The sequence below is a fragment of the Chryseomicrobium sp. FSL W7-1435 genome, from assembly GCF_038595005.1.
Lineage (GTDB): Bacteria > Bacillota > Bacilli > Bacillales_A > Planococcaceae > Chryseomicrobium.
The window spans coordinates 48,676-66,704 of record NZ_CP151997.1 but is presented as its reverse complement, the minus strand read 5'-3'; the positions used below and the strand labels follow the sequence as shown (position 1 = coordinate 66,704).

At 44.3% G+C, this 18,029-nt stretch carries 17 protein-coding genes; 14 read left to right on the top strand and 3 right to left on the bottom strand.

Annotated elements, in window-relative coordinates:
• Nucleotides 1–8: 8 nt before the first annotated feature.
• From MKY84_RS00405 to murE, 3 genes are all read left to right on the top strand, one after another.
• Nucleotides 9–368 (top strand): DUF779 domain-containing protein, encoded by a 360-nt coding sequence (locus MKY84_RS00405; RefSeq protein WP_342526962.1) that lies wholly within the window; start codon nt 9–11, stop codon nt 366–368.
• Between the two features lie 70 nt (nt 369–438).
• Complete coding sequence (locus MKY84_RS00400; RefSeq protein WP_342526960.1) at nt 439–735, top strand: DUF6509 family protein; 297 nt, start codon at nt 439–441, stop codon at nt 733–735.
• A 17-nt stretch (nt 736–752) separates the two neighbouring features.
• On the top strand, nt 753–2,291 hold the full coding sequence (gene murE, locus MKY84_RS00395; protein WP_342526958.1) for a UDP-N-acetylmuramyl-tripeptide synthetase: 1,539 nt from the start codon (nt 753–755) through the stop codon (nt 2,289–2,291).
• Between the two features lie 65 nt (nt 2,292–2,356).
• Here murE and MKY84_RS00390 read toward each other — a convergent pair whose 3' ends face one another.
• The 3 genes from MKY84_RS00390 to corA are packed head-to-tail and all read right to left on the bottom strand — an operon-like array spanning nt 2,357 to nt 4,782.
• Nucleotides 2,357–3,082, bottom strand: a complete 726-nt coding sequence (locus MKY84_RS00390) for a hypothetical protein (RefSeq protein WP_342526957.1) — start codon at nt 3,080–3,082, stop codon at nt 2,357–2,359.
• Nucleotides 3,083–3,097: 15 nt separating this feature from the next.
• Nucleotides 3,098–3,805, bottom strand: coding sequence for a 23S rRNA pseudouridine(2604) synthase RluF (gene rluF, locus MKY84_RS00385; RefSeq protein WP_342526955.1), 708 nt, complete (start codon nt 3,803–3,805; stop codon nt 3,098–3,100).
• 11 nt (nt 3,806–3,816) lie between these two features.
• A complete protein-coding gene (gene corA, locus MKY84_RS00380; protein ID WP_342526953.1) occupies nt 3,817–4,782 on the bottom strand; it encodes a magnesium/cobalt transporter CorA in 966 nt (321 codons plus the stop codon).
• A gap of 377 nt (nt 4,783–5,159) precedes the next feature.
• Here corA and rsgA point away from each other — a divergent pair, with 377 nt between their 5' ends.
• From rsgA to gltX, 11 genes are all read left to right on the top strand, one after another.
• Nucleotides 5,160–6,167, top strand: a complete 1,008-nt coding sequence (rsgA, locus tag MKY84_RS00375) for a ribosome small subunit-dependent GTPase A (RefSeq protein ID WP_342528901.1) — start codon at nt 5,160–5,162, stop codon at nt 6,165–6,167.
• 129 nt (nt 6,168–6,296) lie between these two features.
• Nucleotides 6,297–7,598 carry an NCS2 family permease gene (locus tag MKY84_RS00370; protein ID WP_342526952.1) on the top strand — a complete coding sequence of 434 codons (1,302 nt, stop codon included), beginning with the start codon at nt 6,297–6,299 and terminating at the stop codon, nt 7,596–7,598.
• Nucleotides 7,599–7,714: 116 nt separating this feature from the next.
• Nucleotides 7,715–8,188 (top strand): CtsR family transcriptional regulator, encoded by a 474-nt coding sequence (locus MKY84_RS00365; RefSeq protein WP_342526951.1) that lies wholly within the window; start codon nt 7,715–7,717, stop codon nt 8,186–8,188.
• A gap of 50 nt (nt 8,189–8,238) precedes the next feature.
• Nucleotides 8,239–8,718, top strand: coding sequence for a UvrB/UvrC motif-containing protein (locus MKY84_RS00360; RefSeq protein WP_342526950.1), 480 nt, complete (start codon nt 8,239–8,241; stop codon nt 8,716–8,718).
• 2 nt (nt 8,719–8,720) lie between these two features.
• On the top strand, nt 8,721–9,806 hold the full coding sequence (locus MKY84_RS00355) for a protein arginine kinase (protein ID WP_342526949.1): 1,086 nt from the start codon (nt 8,721–8,723) through the stop codon (nt 9,804–9,806).
• Nucleotides 9,796–12,249, top strand: a complete 2,454-nt coding sequence (locus tag MKY84_RS00350; RefSeq protein ID WP_342526948.1) for an ATP-dependent Clp protease ATP-binding subunit — start codon at nt 9,796–9,798, stop codon at nt 12,247–12,249. Before MKY84_RS00355 ends, MKY84_RS00350 begins: the two co-directional genes overlap by 11 nt.
• A gap of 103 nt (nt 12,250–12,352) precedes the next feature.
• The gene (gene radA / locus MKY84_RS00345) at nt 12,353–13,723 is read left to right on the top strand and encodes a DNA repair protein RadA (RefSeq protein WP_342526947.1); all 1,371 of its coding nucleotides are present in this window, start codon (nt 12,353–12,355) and stop codon (nt 13,721–13,723) included.
• A gap of 216 nt (nt 13,724–13,939) precedes the next feature.
• Nucleotides 13,940–15,022 (top strand): PIN/TRAM domain-containing protein, encoded by a 1,083-nt coding sequence (locus MKY84_RS00340; RefSeq protein WP_342526945.1) that lies wholly within the window; start codon nt 13,940–13,942, stop codon nt 15,020–15,022.
• Between the two features lie 70 nt (nt 15,023–15,092).
• Complete coding sequence (gene ispD, locus MKY84_RS00335) at nt 15,093–15,782, top strand: 2-C-methyl-D-erythritol 4-phosphate cytidylyltransferase (RefSeq protein WP_342526944.1); 690 nt, start codon at nt 15,093–15,095, stop codon at nt 15,780–15,782.
• On the top strand, nt 15,782–16,255 hold the full coding sequence (ispF, locus tag MKY84_RS00330; protein WP_342526943.1) for a 2-C-methyl-D-erythritol 2,4-cyclodiphosphate synthase: 474 nt from the start codon (nt 15,782–15,784) through the stop codon (nt 16,253–16,255). The genes ispD and ispF overlap by 1 nt, the downstream gene beginning before the upstream one ends.
• A 63-nt stretch (nt 16,256–16,318) precedes the next feature.
• The gene (gene gltX, locus MKY84_RS00325) at nt 16,319–17,782 is read left to right on the top strand and encodes a glutamate--tRNA ligase (RefSeq protein ID WP_342526941.1); all 1,464 of its coding nucleotides are present in this window, start codon (nt 16,319–16,321) and stop codon (nt 17,780–17,782) included.
• Nucleotides 17,783–18,029 lie beyond the last annotated feature (247 nt).

Below are 18,029 nucleotides of genomic sequence, written 5' to 3'. Positions count from 1 at the left end.
TGAAAACAATGACAGAACGTGTTATAGCTACGGAGGCCGCTCTTGAGTTGATTGCCTTATTGACAGAAAAGCACGGGCCTGTGATGTTTCACCAATCAGGCGGGTGTTGTGACGGGTCTTCCCCTATGTGTTATCCGGAAGGGGACCTACTAATTGGTGATCAAGATATTTTTCTAGGCACAATCGGTGACGCAAAATTCTACATTCATAAGAATCAATATGATTACTGGAAACATACGCAGTTGATTATTGATGTGGTAGATGGGCGCGGAGGAATGTTTTCGTTAGAGGGAGTGGAGGGGAAAAGGTTCCTCACTCGCTCTCGAGCATTCACTAGTGAAGAGAACAAAGAACTTCAAAATACGTAAAAGTAATGGCTCCTCCTTCATGGGAGGAGTTCTTTTTTGTATAATGGAAGCATGGACAAGGAGGATGACCATGCAAATTGAATCATTTGAAGTGGAACAACTGCAAGATCCTACTGGAATTGTAGAAGGTGACCGCTATGAATTTTTAATCGGACTCGCGTATGATGAGGAAGATGAACTGTTCGAAGAGACAGAATCAATCGACGTAAGAATAATTTTTGCAGATGATGCCAAAGGGCAACGCATCGTGCAAGCTCATTTTATCGATCGTGCCACTGCTAAAGTACTCGATTTTGAGTTCGAAGAAGAAGAGCTCCAACTGCTACAATTATTTTGTCAGGAACATTATAAAGAAACGGACCAATGAAAGACGAGGTGAACACGATGAAATTTACAGATTTAGTACCAGCTATCGCTATAGAACAAACTATGCACGAACGTGAAGTGGCGATAACTGGACTTGCTTATAGCTCACGCAAAGTACAGCCTGGTCATGTCTTCGTTTGTATTCGTGGAGTGAAAGCCGATGGACATACGTTTGCTCCAGCAGCAGTGAATGCAGGGGCGGTAGCTCTTGTTGTCGAAGAGTTCATAAAAGAACTTGATGTACCCCAATATCGTGTTCGAGACGCTCGTAGCAGTTTAGCAGCTCTGGCAGATGCATTTTATGGGCATCCCACTCAAAAAATGAAAACAATTGGAATTACTGCTACAAACGGCAAGACGTCGACATCCTTCATGGCGAATGCCATCTTAGAAGAGCAGGGTCTTCAAACAGGATTGATTGGAACTGTAGTGGTTAAGATTGGCCAAAAGGCAGAACCATCTGAACTAACTACGCCAGAATCGCTAGACCTACAACGATATTTTTCAGAGATGGTGGAGCAATCCATTAAACATGCGGTGATGGAAGTATCTTCGTCGGCACTTGAATTAGACCGTGTAGGCAGTGTGGATTTTGATATTGTGACGTTCAATAATATTAGTCGTGAACACATTGATTTGCATTCATCGTTCGAAAACTATGTGATGCACAAATCGAAATTGGTGACGCGTGCGGGCGCTGATAAGGTGGCCATCTTAAATCTGGATGATGCCTACTCTGCAGCACTTCAAAATCAAACAGAAGCCCACGTGATTACAATAGGTGTAGAGAGTGAAGAGGCAGACATTCGCTGTACAGACCTTGATCTATCGACAGGTCGCGCAAACTTCACGGTTTCTATTGCTCGTACTATAGAGACGCCACAAGGTACGATTCCACAGGGCGAGTTCCAAGTGTCGCTTGGTACTCCGGGTTATCATTCTGTTTATAATTCACTAGTAGCGATTGCTATTGGTCTTCTTTGCGAAGCGTCTGTTGAAATCATTCAAAAAGCTATGCATGATTTTACAGGTGTGGAGCGCCGTTTTGAAATGATCTTTGAAGAAAGTTTCAAAGTAATTGATGACCACTTTGCGAACAGTGGCAACATTGATATTACACTGGGAACTGTTGAAAAGATGGATTATCAAAACCTGAAGCTGATCTACGCAATTCGTGGAGATAGAGGCGTAACCGTCAACCGTGAAAATGCAGAGGCGATTGTTCGGTGGGCACCGAAACTGGGATTGACAGAGGTGATTGCCACTGTTAGTAAGTCTCACGTTACTGCAAAAGATGTAGTAGCCGAAGAAGAGAAAGCCGTGTTCCTAGAAGTGATGGAAGCAGCAGGGATCACGGTTCATCTGTATGAAGAATTACCAGAAGCAGTACAACAAGGACTTGCCCAGGCAAACGATAAAGATGTTGTGCTCCTTGCAGGGTGCCAAGGGATGGACTACGGGGCTAAGTATGCACTTGAACAACTTGCAGAAATGAATCCTGGATTAGATCGTGAAAAATTATTTAAACCGCTTGCTACACGCGTAGCTGGTGTATAACAAATAAGACCTGAAGCGGCGATTGCTTCAGGTCTTTCTTTGTCTTTTCCAATTTTCTAGTTCCTTTACCAGTCAATATCCTCGTGATCCGGATAATCGGCCGACAGTTTGATGTTATGCACAGCGCTCTTTGTTTTATTCGCTTCCGCTATCACTTTTTGTTTGAAAGCTTCGTAATCATTCCCGCCTACAATGATGTTGCGTGCTATTTTCGGTAGTAACCCCTTACGTTCTTCTTTCGGCACATTCAAATAAGACAGGGCCAACATGTCCACATACTGCGTTGCATAGTCTTCTGTAGAACGTTCTGGTGACAATAAAGCTTGTTTCACATCAGAGAAGTCCTCGTCTGGCATTGCAACCTCTAATGCTTCAATGACCTTCGCTTGAAACAGGCGAACCTCCATCGTGTATAAATGAAGATGCGGATGTTTGATATTTTTGGTGCGCAATAATACAAAATCATTTAAGCCTAATGCAGTGAATAGAAGCTCTGGCCACAGCATTTTATAGCCAAAGTAAACATTGCGCTCTGGTGTAATCGTGCTTTGCTGTTTTAATTGATCGCGACTAGCGCCATTTGAAACAAGTAAGACATCTGCTTTACCTTTGCGCGCTGCCGCAAGTTTGACTAGCGCAGCATGCAGTCGCTCATGTGTACTTTGATATTCATAATACTTATTGGTCTCTCCGATTAAATCAAAAGCAGCAGTCAAGAATGCGTCAAAATCCCAAATGTCTCCGCTGATAGTGGCTCCTGTAGCATAAGGTGTCGATTGAATCGTTAACATCCTGCATCTCTCCCTTTACGAACGTTTCGGTTGATAGTCAAGCAGTTTGAACAGTTCCTTCTTTTCATCTTCCGTTAAATCCCGCCATTTACCGATTGGTAAGTTACCAAGCTCGATATTCATAATACGCACGCGCTGCAATCGTTTAATTGTAAACCCGAGTGCTGAACACATGCGACGGATTTGTCGGTTGAGGCCTTGTGTCAAAATGATCGAGAATGTATGAGGTCCGAGTTTTTTCACTCTAGCCGGTTTTGTCACCGTGTCTAAAATCTTTACACCCGATGCCATCTTATCTATAAAAGTATCTGTGATTCGTTCGTTGACAGTCACGATGTATTCTTTGTCATGCTCATTTTCTGAGCGCAGGATCTCATTGACGATGTCGCCATCGTTGGTTAATAAAATCAGGCCGTCAGAATCTTTATCCAAGCGTCCGATGTGAAATATGCGTTTTTCATGATTGATAAAATCAACGATATTCCCTTCAATATGTCGCTCTGTCGTGCTAGTAATCCCAACAGGTTTGTTTAATACGAGGTAGACCAGTTGTTGTTCTTGAGAAATCACAGTCCCATCAACTTTCACTTCGTCTCCATCTTCGACCCGACTTCCAAGCTCTGCTTGCTTGCCATTGATCACTACGCGACCATCTAAAATCCACTGATCGGCGCCGCGGCGGGAAACAATTCCAGCATCAGCTAAATATTTATTAATACGCATCATGTGCCTCCTTATGGATTTTTAAATAATTTAAACCAGCCTTTATAAGTAAACCAGGTCAACATTCCGCCTGCTGTTAAAAACATGAACAATAATACGCCGAAATAGCCAAACGACCATTCTAATTCAGGCATGTTCACAAAGTTCATGCCGTAGACACCTGCAATAAATGTTAAGGGGATAAACACCGTCGAAACAATGGTTAACGTCATCATGATCCGATTCATTCGGCTCGCATTCATGGACATGTGACTATCGCGAATATCGGCGGTTAAGTCTCGGTTTGAGTCAATCATCTCAGAAAGTTTGATGAGGTGATCGTAAATATCTTCAAAATAGGTGCGTTCTTCTTGTGAAAAGTTCAAACGAGAAGAGGCTAGCATACGGTACAGCAAGTCGCGCATAGGATTGATAGTTCTTCTGAGATGGAGTAAGTCGCTACGAATCTCAAAAACCCTATTCATCGAAAATTGGTCGTGGTGGCGGGACATGTCATCTTCCACTTCGTTTAAAAAGTCTTCAATCTTGTAGATGATGGGGAAGTAGTGATCGACTACTTTATCGATGATTTGATAAAGCGCCTGCATGGAACCACGTTTCCACGATTTTGTACTATGTACTAAGCGGTCAAGTGCTTCATCTAGTTCGTGCATTTCTTCATAATGGAAGGTCACCACAAAGTTTCCTCCAACGAAGACATCTAACTCTTCGGCTTCCATCGTTTTCTCGTTGTATGTATGCAATACAAAAAAGGTGTGCCTGTCGTAGTTATCAAGTTTGGGACGCTGCAGGTCATGCAGGCAATCCTCTATTGCTAGTGGGTGAAATTGAAAAAAATCAGCCAGTAGATTTTGCTCATCAAGGGTCGGGTTACTAATATCTACCCAATACCACTCAAATAAATTATCCTTCAACTCGTCGAGAGTAAAGTTTTGGACGAGTTCATGGTCTGTCGTCACACCGACGGTACGAATCATCAAACCACCTCCTGCTTGTTTTATCATACCCCCTAGAAGCCAAAGTAAAAAGTATTTCTCGCATTGACAGTAGAGGACGTGTTTCGTATAGTTAGTGTAACAACTTTCGGAAAGAGGTGAAGCATTATGGCAACTGTATATGTGAAATCACGCATCTGTTCAGTCAGCATGCTTCATCCTCTATGTCTACTTTCTGGCCCACGTTTCTAAGGGGGCAGTCGTTTTCCTATGGAGAGAAGCTGTTTCTGAGCGCAGATGCGTGCAGAGACAGCTTTTTTTGTTGGCAAAAAGCAACCCATGAGAGCCAGCAACTACCTATAGTGGAGGAAACAAAATTGACGAATTTATTTAATTACGGTTGGACAGAGGAAAGACAAATGGAACAAACGCACGAAGGGATTCCGGGTCGTGTGGTCCTGGCGCATAAAGGGCTTTATCGCGTGGTGACCGAAAGAGGAGAATGGCTGGCTACTCCAAGCGGGAAGTTTAGCTATACCCATACAAGAGGAGACTATCCGGCTGTCGGAGACTGGGCCATTGTCGAGCAGATGCCAGGTGAAGAGCGGGCAATCATTCACCAACTTTTACCACGCGCATCTCAATTTGAGAGAAAAGCAGCAGGCCTGAAAACAGAAGTGCAAGTCATTGCAGTAAACGTGGATTATGCATTTTTAACAATGTCCTTGAATCAAGATTTTAACTTGCGCCGTATAGAAAGGTACTTGATTGCAGCGTATGATTCTGGTGCATTGCCTGTTGTGGTTTTGACAAAAAAAGATATGTGTGAGGATCCGCGTTCTTACGAGAAGCAGGTAGAAGAAATAGCTTTTGGGGTTCCGATTTATACAGTGAGCAGTAAAACGGGAGAAGGAATTGATGGAGTGCAAGAATTGCTGAAGCCGAATAAAACAGCTGCTCTTCTCGGGTCTTCAGGTGTTGGCAAGTCTTCTCTAGTCAATGCGTTACTTGGTAGTGACTTGATGGCGGTAAGTGAAATTCGAGAAGACGATGCAAAAGGGCGCCACACGACTACGCACAGGGAACTAGTTTTAATTCCGGATGGAGGAGCAATCCTGGATACCCCAGGAATGCGTGAATTTCAGATGTGGGATTCAGGCGAGAGCTTAGGGGAAAGTTTCACGGATATAGAAGAATTTGCGGCACAGTGTAGATTCCGAGATTGTCAGCACCAAAAAGAACCGGGATGCGCTGTACAAAAAGCGATTGAAACGGGCTCTTTAAAAAGGGAGCGCTACACGAGTTATTTAAAACTGCAGCGCGAACTCGCTCATATGGAACGGAAAGCGGATCAAGCAGCGCAACGCGAAGAGCGTAATAAATGGAAAACAATTTCGAAAACGCTGCGAACTCTACCCAAACGGTAGTAAAACACGAACCATCTTCTGAAAAGAAGGTGGTTTTTTCGTGTTTTTCCTAAAAAGGGTTGCAATTGGTTTTAAAAGCGAATAATATTGGTAAGTATTTTAAAAATGTTCGTATTTAGGAGGGTTTTCATGTTTCGTCTACAAGAACATGGTACAACCGTTAAAACAGAAGTAGTAGCTGGTATTACTACATTTTTAACGATGGTCTACATTGTTATCGTCAATCCCGTAATTTTAGCGGACGCAGGAGTCCCGTTTGATCAAGTATTTTTAGCAACAATCATTGCAGCTGTAGTTGGTACACTATGGATGTCACTCTTTGCAAATTACCCCATTGCCATCGCGCCCGGTATGGGACTAAACGCATTTTTCACCTACACGGTAGTTATATCGTCCAATGGTCAGATTGATTATTTAACAGCCTTTTCAGCTGTCTTTATTGCTGGTCTTATTTTTGTCCTTCTTTCTTTAACATCGTTGCGAGAGAAGTTAATCATCAGTATCCCTTCGAACTTGAAACATGGGATCACAGCAGGAATCGGACTTTTCATTTCCTTCATTGGACTGCGTATGTCAACGATCGTGGAAGCGCATGAAACCAACTTAGTAAAATTAGGTGATCTGTCTAGCCCCGCTGTTATGCTCACGTTGTTTGGTTTACTCGTGACACTCATTCTCATGGTGCGCAATGTCTATGGAGCCATCTTTTATGGAATGGTAGCCACTGGAGTAGTGGCGTTCTTTACAAAGCAGCTTACATTTAACGGATTTTTTGAAGTTCCTTCTCTACCGGAAGGCATTCTTGTCTGGAATCCAGTAGCAGCCTTTACTGATGTGATTCAATTTGGAATGCTAGGTATTGTCGTATCCTTTGTTTTAGTTACTTTATTTGATACAACGGGTACGATGGTAGGTGTTGCCAAGCAGGCAGGCTTAATGAAAGGGGAACGATTGCCACGAGCTCGTCAAGCACTGTTAGCGGACTCAGTCGCTACAACTGTGGGCTCTATGTTTGGGACAAGCCCGACGACCGCTTATATTGAATCATCTACTGGAGTGGCAGTTGGAGGTCGTACTGGACTGACGACGTTGACAGTAGGAATTCTATTTATCGTGGCCGCCTTTTTTGGACCGTTCGTTGCTTCGCTCTCCAATGTTGCAGCTATCACAGCACCAGCACTTATCATCATCGGTTCTCTAATGATCGGTGCAGTGAAACATATCGATTGGGATTCATTTGATGAAGCTTTCCCAGCATTTATAGTCATCTTGGCCATGCCATTGACATCAAGTATCGCTACAGGGATAGAACTTGGGTTCATTATTTACCCGATCCTTAAGGTAGTTCAAGGACGATTCCGTGAAGTTCACCCGCTTCTTTATATCTTTGCAGTTCTATTCTTGTTCCAACTTATCTATTTACCACATTGATTCGAAGCGCACCGAGAAATCGGTGCGTTTTTTTCTTGGAGCAAAACAATTGCGTGTTGAAAGTTGAATTCGTATAATAAAGTCAAAGATAGTCAAAGTCAGTAGGAGGTGACACCATGAAAAATATCTCGGATATTATAGAAGGGTATTTGAAAAGTATTATCGAAACTACTAATCAAGGGCAGATTGAAATTAAGCGCAATGAAGTAGCGGAGAAATTTCAATGTGTGCCTTCTCAAATCAATTATGTGATCAACACCCGATTTACCGTTGATCGTGGCTACATCGTAGAGAGCAAACGTGGCGGTGGAGGCTACATTCGTATTTTGCGAGTAGAAATGACAGACCAAACTGACGTCATACGCAACATGCTGGATGTGCTAGAAGAGGGTGCTTCTGAATCGATTGTGGAAGACATGGTTTACCGACTGCTTGACCTGGCTATAATTTCAAAACGAGAGGCTAAATTAATTGTAGCAGCCTGTGCGCGGTCAACATTGTCTGTACCTCTGCCACTGCGCGATCAATTACGGGGACGTGTCGCCCAAGCGATGCTAATTACCCTGCTTCAACACGATAGAGAAAGGTAGGATGCCAAGTGATCTGTGAAAATTGTAAACAGCGTCCTGCACATGTCAAAATGACCGTGACGCAAAATGGAGAACCGTTTACACGGCATCTGTGTGATGTTTGTGCAAGCCAGCTGCATCCTTTTCAAAACCAGCAGGACCCACTTACTGTGCACCAACTATTAACTAACTTGTTTACACCTGAACATGCTACCACGCAAGCAAATCGTGAAAAAAGTCAATGGAGTTGTCCGACATGCGGTTGGACGTATGAACGCTTTGTCCATCGTGGCAAATTCGGTTGTGCCGATTGTTATGAGACATTTGGTAACGCGTTGCCACCCGTCATGAAACGTTTACACAACGGCAATGCGGAGCACACAGGTCAAGTTCCAGAAGCCTATGAAGAGACTCGCGATTTAAAACGTCGCATTGAAGATATACGCTCACGTATGCAAGATGCCATTGCCCAAGAAGAATTTGAAACAGCTGCTGAGCTTCGTGATCAGGCCCGAGAGCTTGAAACCAAGCTTTCGAAAGGGGGCGATTGACGGTGGAGATGGACGGCTTTTTGAAAAATCAAGTGACTAGTTGGATGGAAAGTTCTGGTGAATATGCCGACATCGTCATGAGTACACGCATTCGTTTGGCAAGAAATATAGCAGGATATCAATTTCCTCTGGCATTTACAGAGGATGAAGCGCATAAAATCGAACAGACTGTTAGTGGCATTTTAGTGTATCAAGAAAAACTGCCTCACCAGTTTACTTCTTATCAAATGAAGCAGCTTGACTCCCTTGATAAGCAAGTGCTCATCGAGAAGCATCTAATTAGTCCAAGTTTGATTGAAGCAGATCATGAAGCAGCAGCTGTCATTTCAGAGGATGAGTCGCTGAGCATTATGATCAATGAAGAAGATCATTTGCGTATCCAATGTATTTTACCTGGCCTTCAGTTGGAGGACGCTTATAAACAGGCGCGAAGTATAGACCGCATTCTTGACCGTCAAATCAACTATGCATTTGATGAAAAATACGGCTATTTGACCACTTGCCCGACTAATACGGGCACTGGCTTACGCGCTTCCGTCATGATGCATTTACCAGCCCTCACAGCGACAAAACAAATGAATAAAATTGCGCCAATCATCAACCGTCTTGGCATGGTTGTGCGGGGAATATACGGCGAAGGTAGTGAAGCCCTCGGCAACGTCTACCAAGTGTCCAATCAAGTGACTCTTGGAAAAGCGGAAGTAGAGATTTTACAGGAACTACAGGGATTGACGAAGCAACTGATTGAAAAAGAACGAGAAGCAAGAAAAGCGTTGCTTGCCCATTCACGAATTTCGCTAGAAGATAAATTGTTCCGTTCATTAGGCACGCTGCGTCATGCGCGTCTCTTATCAACAGAAGAAGCAGCAGCTTGTTTATCTGATGTAAGACTAGCTATTGATTTGGACATTATTACGCACATTAACAAGACCATTTTAAATGAATGCATGATTTTCATGCAGCCAGGATTTTTACAGCAATATGCCGGATCCTCCTTATCCCCGAAAGACCGCGATGTGTTTCGGGCAAAAATGATTAGGGAACGGTTGACTATAGAAGAAAAAGGGGAGAACTCATATGATGTTTAATCGTTTTACACAACGCTCACAAAAAGTGCTTCAACTTGCACAAGAAGAAGCAATTCGTTTAAAACATGAAGCGATTGGGACAGAACATATACTTCTTGGTTTGATCCGAGAAGGGAATGGCATTGCAGCGAAAGCTTTAGAAGCAAGCAATGTCGATCCAAAAGCCATTGAAGAAGGCATCGAAGAACTTGTAGGCACGGGCGAAAAAGATGTGGGACCGATCGTACATTACACACCGCGTGCTAAAAAAGTTATCGAACTTTCCGTTGATGAATCACGAAAATTAGGCCATTCTTACATCGGGACAGAGCATTTATTACTTGCTCTAATTCGTGAAGGAGAAGGGGTAGCTGCACGTGTGCTAAGCAATGCAGGCATTAGCTTGAATAAAGCACGCCAACAAGTACTGCACTTACTTGGAAGCAGTGACCAGGCCAACAATTCGGCTTCCACATCTTCTGCCTCTACAGCAAGCACACCGACTCTTGATGGGTTGGCTCGTGATTTAACGCAAATTGCTCGTGAAGGAACATTGGATCCGGTAATCGGACGTAGCAAAGAAATTACGCGTGTCATCGAAATTTTAGCACGTCGTACAAAAAACAATCCGGTTCTAATCGGTGAGCCTGGTGTGGGTAAAACAGCAATTGCTGAAGGACTTGCCCAACAGATCGTTCATAATGAAGTGCCAGAAATTCTGCGCGACAAGCGCGTCATGACGTTAGATATGGGAACAGTCGTTGCAGGTACAAAATACCGCGGTGAATTTGAAGACCGCTTGAAAAAAGTGATGGACGAAATTCGTCAAGCGGGCAATATCATCTTGTTCATTGATGAACTTCATACGCTGATTGGTGCCGGTGGTGCTGAAGGTGCTATTGATGCATCGAACATTTTGAAACCAGCTCTAGCACGTGGAGAGCTGCAATGTATCGGGGCAACAACTCTTGATGAGTACCGTAAATACATTGAAAAGGATGCGGCTTTAGAGCGTCGTTTCCAACCGATTCAAGTGGATGAGCCATCTGTTGATGAAGCCATTCAAATTATTTATGGTCTACGTGACCGTTACGAAGCGCATCACCGTGTGAAAATTACAGATGCAGCGGTTGAAGCGGCGGTGAAAATGTCGGATCGCTACATCTCAGATCGTTTCCTTCCAGATAAGGCAATCGATTTAATCGATGAGGCAGGTTCAAAAGTGCGCCTTCGTTCTTACACGACGCCACCGAATCTGAAAGAGATGGAGCAGCAACTTGAGAGTTTGCGTTCTGAGAAGAATGCAGCTGTTCAGAGTCAAGAGTTTGAGAAAGCTGCTTCGTTCCGCGACAAAGAGCAGAAATTAAAAGATGAACTAGAGAAATTAAAAGACAACTGGAAAGAAAAGCAAGGGAAAGCAGAGACAGAAGTTACTGTTGAAGATATTGCTGCAGTAGTTTCCATGTGGTCTGGTGTACCGGTTTCAAAACTGGCGCAGACAGAGTCAGACAAACTGTTGAAGCTTGAAGACACGCTTCACCAGCGTTTAATCGGCCAATCTGAAGCGGTTGATGCCATTTCTCGTGCGATTCGCCGTGCACGTGCTGGCTTGAAAGATCCAAAACGTCCAATCGGTTCATTCATTTTCCTTGGTCCAACAGGGGTCGGGAAAACTGAGCTAGCGCGAGCGCTTGCAGAAGTGATGTTTGGAGATGAAGATTCGATGATTCGTATCGACATGTCTGAGTATATGGAAAAGCACTCGACATCACGTCTTGTTGGTTCACCTCCAGGATATGTAGGTTTTGAAGAAGGTGGGCAATTGACGGAGAAAGTTCGTCGTAAACCTTATTCCGTCATTCTTTTAGATGAGATTGAAAAAGCGCATCCAGACGTCTTTAACATCTTGTTACAAGTGTTAGAAGATGGACGCCTAACAGATTCTAAAGGCCGTACAGTCGATTTCCGCAATACAGTGCTTATCATGACTTCAAACGTCGGTGCGGATGCTGTGAAATACAACAAATATGTTGGTTTCAACCTAGAAGAAAGTGGCGCAAAAGATTATAAAGAAATGAAGTCAAAAATGCTTGAGGAACTGAAAAAAGCGTTCCGTCCGGAATTCCTCAACCGTCTTGATGAAATGATCGTGTTCCATTCATTAGAGCGTGAACACTTGAAAGAGATCGTGACATTGATGGCAAATCAGCTGACAAAACGCTTGAAAGAGCAAGATATCGAGCTAGAATTAACAGAAGCAGCGAAAGAAAAAATCGCCAAAGAAGGCTACGATCCAGACTATGGTGCGCGACCATTACGCCGTGCTCTTCAAAAACACGTCGAAGATCGATTGTCTGAAGAAATCCTAAAAGGCGAAGTGTTAACGGGACAATACATTGTATTTGATGTAGAAGAGGACGAATTTGTCGTCCGCACGCAAAAAGCAGAACCGATTAGTGAATAATACGACAGCACCCCATTCCTAAAAGTAGGAAGGGGTGTTGTTTTTCGTTTGGTTAAAAATGCGGTATACTACCATTAGAACGCACGTTCTTGAGGAGGCAGTTATGGCTAAACGAAAAACGAAATTTATGTGCAATGATTGTGGCTATGAATCAGCAAAATGGATGGGGAAATGCCCGGGTTGTGGCAACTGGAATACGATGGTCGAAGAAGTCGAGGTCGTCTCTAAAGGGCCGAAACGTTCTTTTGTGACATCAGACGGTCCGTCTATGAAAGCGACGCCCATTAACGCAGTTGAAACACAAGAAGAACCGCGTGTCGATACTTCACTTGGCGAGTTGAACCGCGTTCTAGGCGGCGGGATTGTTCCGGGCTCTCTGATCTTAATTGGTGGAGACCCAGGTATTGGTAAATCAACGCTATTGTTGCAAGTGTCATCCTTACTTGCCAATAAAAATATGCGTACGCTGTACATTTCTGGGGAAGAATCTGTTCGACAAACTAAGTTGCGGGCTGAGCGTCTTGGCGTCGCATCCAACGAATTGTATCTCTTTGCAGAGACCAATCTTGAATTGATCAATGATACGATTGATCAAGTAGAGCCTAAGTTTGTCATCATTGACTCGATTCAAACAGTGCATCATCCAGACGTGACAAGCGCGCCGGGGAGTGTTTCACAAGTTCGGGAATGTACAGCAGAAATGATGCGAATCGCTAAGACAAAGAATATCGCTATTTTCTTAGTAGGGCATGTGACGAAGGAAGGTCAGATTGCAGGACCGCGCTTGCTTGAGCATATGGTAGATACTGTCCTGTACTTTGAAGGGGAACGTCATCACACTTACCGAATTCTGCGATCTCAAAAGAATCGTTTTGGTTCGACTAATGAAATTGCGATTTTTGAAATGGTGCAGGCAGGGCTAAAGGAAGTTCTCAATCCTTCTGAACTCTTCTTACAAGAACGGTCCCATGGGGCACCGGGTTCGGCTATCGTAGCCTCGATGGAGGGAACACGACCGATTTTAGTAGAAATTCAAGCGTTAGTTACTCAATCTAGCTTTAACTACCCAAAACGTATGGCGACAGGTGTTGACCAAAACCGAGTGTCGTTGTTGATGGCGGTACTCGAAAAGCGTATGGGGATGCTCTTGCAATCACAAGATGCCTATATCAAGGTCGCGGGGGGAGTCAAACTAGATGAGCCTGCTATTGATTTGGCTGTCTTAGTGAGTGTCGTTTCTAGTTTCCGTGATACAGGAGCCAAACCGACCGATGTATTCGTGGGAGAGGTGGGTCTTACAGGAGAGATTCGTCGAGTCTCACGTATTGAACAGCGTGTACAAGAAGCAGCGAAGCTTGGATTTAAGCGCGTCATTGTTCCGGCGAGTAATCTTGGAGGCTGGGATTACCCGGCTGGTATTAGTGTAGTCGGTGTAGACACTGTCAACGAGGCTATGAAATTAGCATTTAATTAGATGATTAGATGTGGAGCCGACTGTTCAGAAATTGTGCGAAATGCCTGCGTGGGCTGTGAGGCGCTCTTTGCTTCATAGGTCGCGATGGCATTTTGCGGGATTTCTAGGAGGCGCAACTCGATTTCATTAGATCCGAAGAACACTTAAGGCTCTGCGTGGACGTTCGTTTCAATCAAAGCGTATAATGAGAAGACAACTGATTGAGGAGGTGGAGCTATGCTTAAATGGATTATCCAAATTACGTTTGTCTTGATTGGTGGGACACTCGGGTTATTTTTCTTACCGCACTTATACGAAGCAATGAATTTATCCGACAACCCGTGGATTGCCAATCCGTATGTATCCATTTTAGTAGGTGCCATATTATTGTATGTGGCCGCATTGTTTATTACAGATTATCTCGTAAGGTTCATCCGGTTCATGGAAGAGCGACTTTTAAACACTCCAGTGTGGGACTTGGTATTTGGGACAGTTGGTCTTGTGCTCGGTCTTGTCGTCGCGTTCTTACTAGGAGCTGCGATCGACACTCTCGAATTACTTGCAATTGGCTCAGTTGTTCCAGTCGTATTGTCTTTAGTTCTCGGCTATCTTGGTTTCCAAGTTGGATTTAAAAAGCGAGAAGAAATGATGTCCATGTTTACAGGTGCCCGTACGAACACGAAAAAACGAGCAGAAGAAGAGGTGGCTGTTACCGAACAACCCAACTACAAACTACTCGACACGAGTGTCATCATTGATGGACGTATCGCAGACATCTCAGACACCGGATTTTTAGAAGGAACACTTGTCATACCTCAATTTGTATTGACAGAACTTCAACACATTGCGGACTCTTCCGATACGTTAAAGCGTACACGTGGAAGACGAGGGCTAGATGTATTGAAGCGTCTGCAAGCAGAGCGCACGACGCCCATTGAAATTGTAGACGATGATTTTGACGACACGCACGAAGTGGATTTAAAGTTGATGCGTCTGGCAAAAAAGAAAAAGGGTATTGTCATGACAAACGACTTTAATCTGAACAAAGTTTGTGAACTTCACAATGTGCCTGTCCTGAATATTAATGATTTGGCAAATGCGGTGAAGTCAGTCGTCATTCCAGGAGAAGTCATGCAAGTGGTGATTATAAAAGATGGAAAAGAGCATAATCAAGGCGTAGCCTACCTCGATGATGGTACGATGATTGTAGTAGAAGGCGGAAAAGCCTATATCAATCAAGCCATTCAAGTAGAAGTTACCAGTGTCTTGCAGACGTCTGCGGGACGTATGATTTTTGCAAAACCACTCGATACGAAATAGTCGCAGGATCTCGGTCACTTCGGTGGACCGAGATTCCGTTTGTTTACAACGGTTAGAAAGGTGTAATGAAATGAACTATACAGTTGTGTTGCCGGCAGCCGGCAGTGGCAAACGAATGGGTGCTTCACACAATAAACTATTCCTTGAATTAAACAATAAACCGATACTAGCCCATACGCTAGGTGTCTTTCAAGAAGACCCATGGTGTACAACCATTGTTTTGGCGATTAAAGAACAAGAGCGAGCGGCGATCGAACAGCTCGTAGACCGCTATACCTTAACAAAAGTACAGCGCCTCGTACAAGGTGGCGATGAACGACAACACAGTGTATATGAAGCGTTGAAGGCAGCAGAAGGGGCGGCAATCGTGCTCGTTCATGACGCAGCGCGTCCCTTCATTCTTCAGAAGACTATTCATGCACTCGTGGAAAAAGCGTCAGCAGATGGAGGCGCAATCGCAGCCGTGAAAGCGAAAGATACGATGAAACGAGTCGTTGATGGAAAAGTTCAAGAGACGGTCGACCGTGAGACTCTCTGGTCTGTTCAGACGCCTCAAGCTTTTCAGTATTCATTATTGCTCGAAGCAGCGGAACAAGCGCGCATTGAAGGCTTTCTTGGGACAGATGAGGCCATGCTTGCAGAACGTGCGGGCATCCCCGTCTACATTGTAGAAAGCTCATATGAAAATCAAAAAATGACGACACCCGAAGATTTATTGATCGGAGAACTGATTCTAAAACGTCGAGAGGAGACAGAGTAATGCGTATAGGACAAGGATTTGATGTACACGCTTTTGAAGAAGGGCGCCCACTAATTATCGGAGGGATCACTGTACCCCACGAACGAGGTCTGGTTGGCCATTCAGACGCAGATGTTTTACTTCATACCATTGCAGATGCAGCATTAGGAGCAATTGGTGAAGGGGACATCGGACGTCATTTTCCGGATACCGATCCAGCGTTCAAAGATGCTGATTCGGCCAAGTTGCTCGTGCACTGTTGGAGTATCGTGAAAGAAAAAGGCTACATACTTGGGAATATCGACTGCACAATCATAGCGCAGCGCCCAAAAATGGCTCCACACATTCCGGCGATGCGTGCTCGTGTTGCGGAGTTGTTAGAAGCCGATGAATCACAAATTAACGTCAAAGCGACAACGACTGAAAAGCTTGGATTCCCAGGACGTGAAGAAGGAATCGCTGCACTTGCCACGATTTTACTCGTGCAAAAATAAACTTTCTCTATCTCTTATCGAGTGATAGAATGGTACAAGTGAATTTTAGAGGAGGAACACCCCATGACAAACGAAGTACGCGTACGTTACGCACCGAGCCCGACTGGTCAACTGCACATCGGCGGTGCCCGTACTGCACTTTTTAACTATTTATTTGCACGTCACCACGGCGGGAAATTTATTGTCCGCATCGAAGACACGGATATTGAACGTAATATCGAAGGCGGCGAACTTTCTCAGCTTGAGAATTTACGCTGGTTGGGAATCGACTACGATGAGTCTGTTGATATCGGTGGCGACTATGGTCCATACCGTCAAATGGAACGTTTAGATATCTACAAAGAGCATGCAGAGAAGATGCTTGCTGAAGGGCATGCTTACAAGTGTTTCTGTTCTTCTGAAGAGTTAGAAGCAGAACGTGAGCGCCAAAAAGACGCAGGAATCGCAGCTCCTATGTATAACGGGAAATGCCGTAATCTTTCTGCTGAAGAAGTAGCTGCAAAAGAAGCTGCTGGTGAAGGATATACGATTCGTATGCGCGTCCCTGCTGACGTGACGTACACAATCGAAGACATGGTTCGTGGCACTGTAACATTCGAGTCAAAAGATGTTGGGGATTGGGTACTAGTAAAAGCTAACGGCATTCCTACTTACAACTATGCAGTTGTACTGGATGACCACTTTATGAAGATCAGCCATGTATTGCGCGGAGAAGAGCATCTTTCAAATACGCCAAAACAAATCATGGTATTTAACGCATTTGGGTGGGAAGCACCTAAATATGGTCATATGACATTGATCATTAATGAAAGCCGTAAAAAGCTTTCTAAACGGGATGAGTCTATTATTCAATTCATCACACAATATAAAAACTTAGGCTATCTTCCGGAAGCAATGTTCAACTTCTTCGCACTACTCGGCTGGTCTCCAGAAGGGGAAGAAGAAATCTTCTCGAAAGAGCAGCTTATCGAATTATTTGATGAAAAACGTCTTTCTAAGTCACCATCTATGTTCGATACGAATAAACTGACATGGATGAACAATCAATACATGAAGACACTATCCGCTGAACAAGTGGCAGCAATGGCTATTCCTCACTTGCAGCAAGCCGAAAAGTTACCTTCAGACATGACAGCTGAACAAACAGAGTGGGCCAACCAACTAGTGGCACTTTACCAAGAACAAATGAGCTTTGGGGCTGAAATCGTTGAACTATCTGAGCTGTTCTTTGCGGACGAGCTGTCTTACGACGACGAAGCTATGGCTGTCTTGAGTGAAGAACAAGTACCGGCTGTTATGGCGGCTTTCAAAGGCCAACTGGAGTCAATGGATACTCTTGAAGCTGGATCTATCAAAGCGGCTATCAAAGCTGTTCAAAAAGAAACGGGAGCAAAAGGAAAAGGCTTGTTCATGCCAATCCGTGTTGTAGCTACTGGCCAAACACACGGTCCTGACTTGCCAAATGCCATCGCGCTTCTCGGAAAAGAGAAAGTCTTAAAGCGCGTTGAGAAGTTCGCGAATCAATAGGGTTGACTTTCCCCCCCACGTGAGTAAAATTAGAACCACATGAATGAAAGCTTCGATGAGGAGAAGTAAAAGGCGTATGCTCCCGTAGAGAGGGTCACCACCGGCTGAAAGTGACCTGAGCCCCTGCAACTTTGAAATGCACCTCTGAGTGCTGAGCTGAACTACAAGTAGGCCAGACGATTCGCCCTCGTTACGGGTAAGAGAAGTGAAATCCCGTAGTGGGTTTTTCATCAGAGTGGAACCGTGC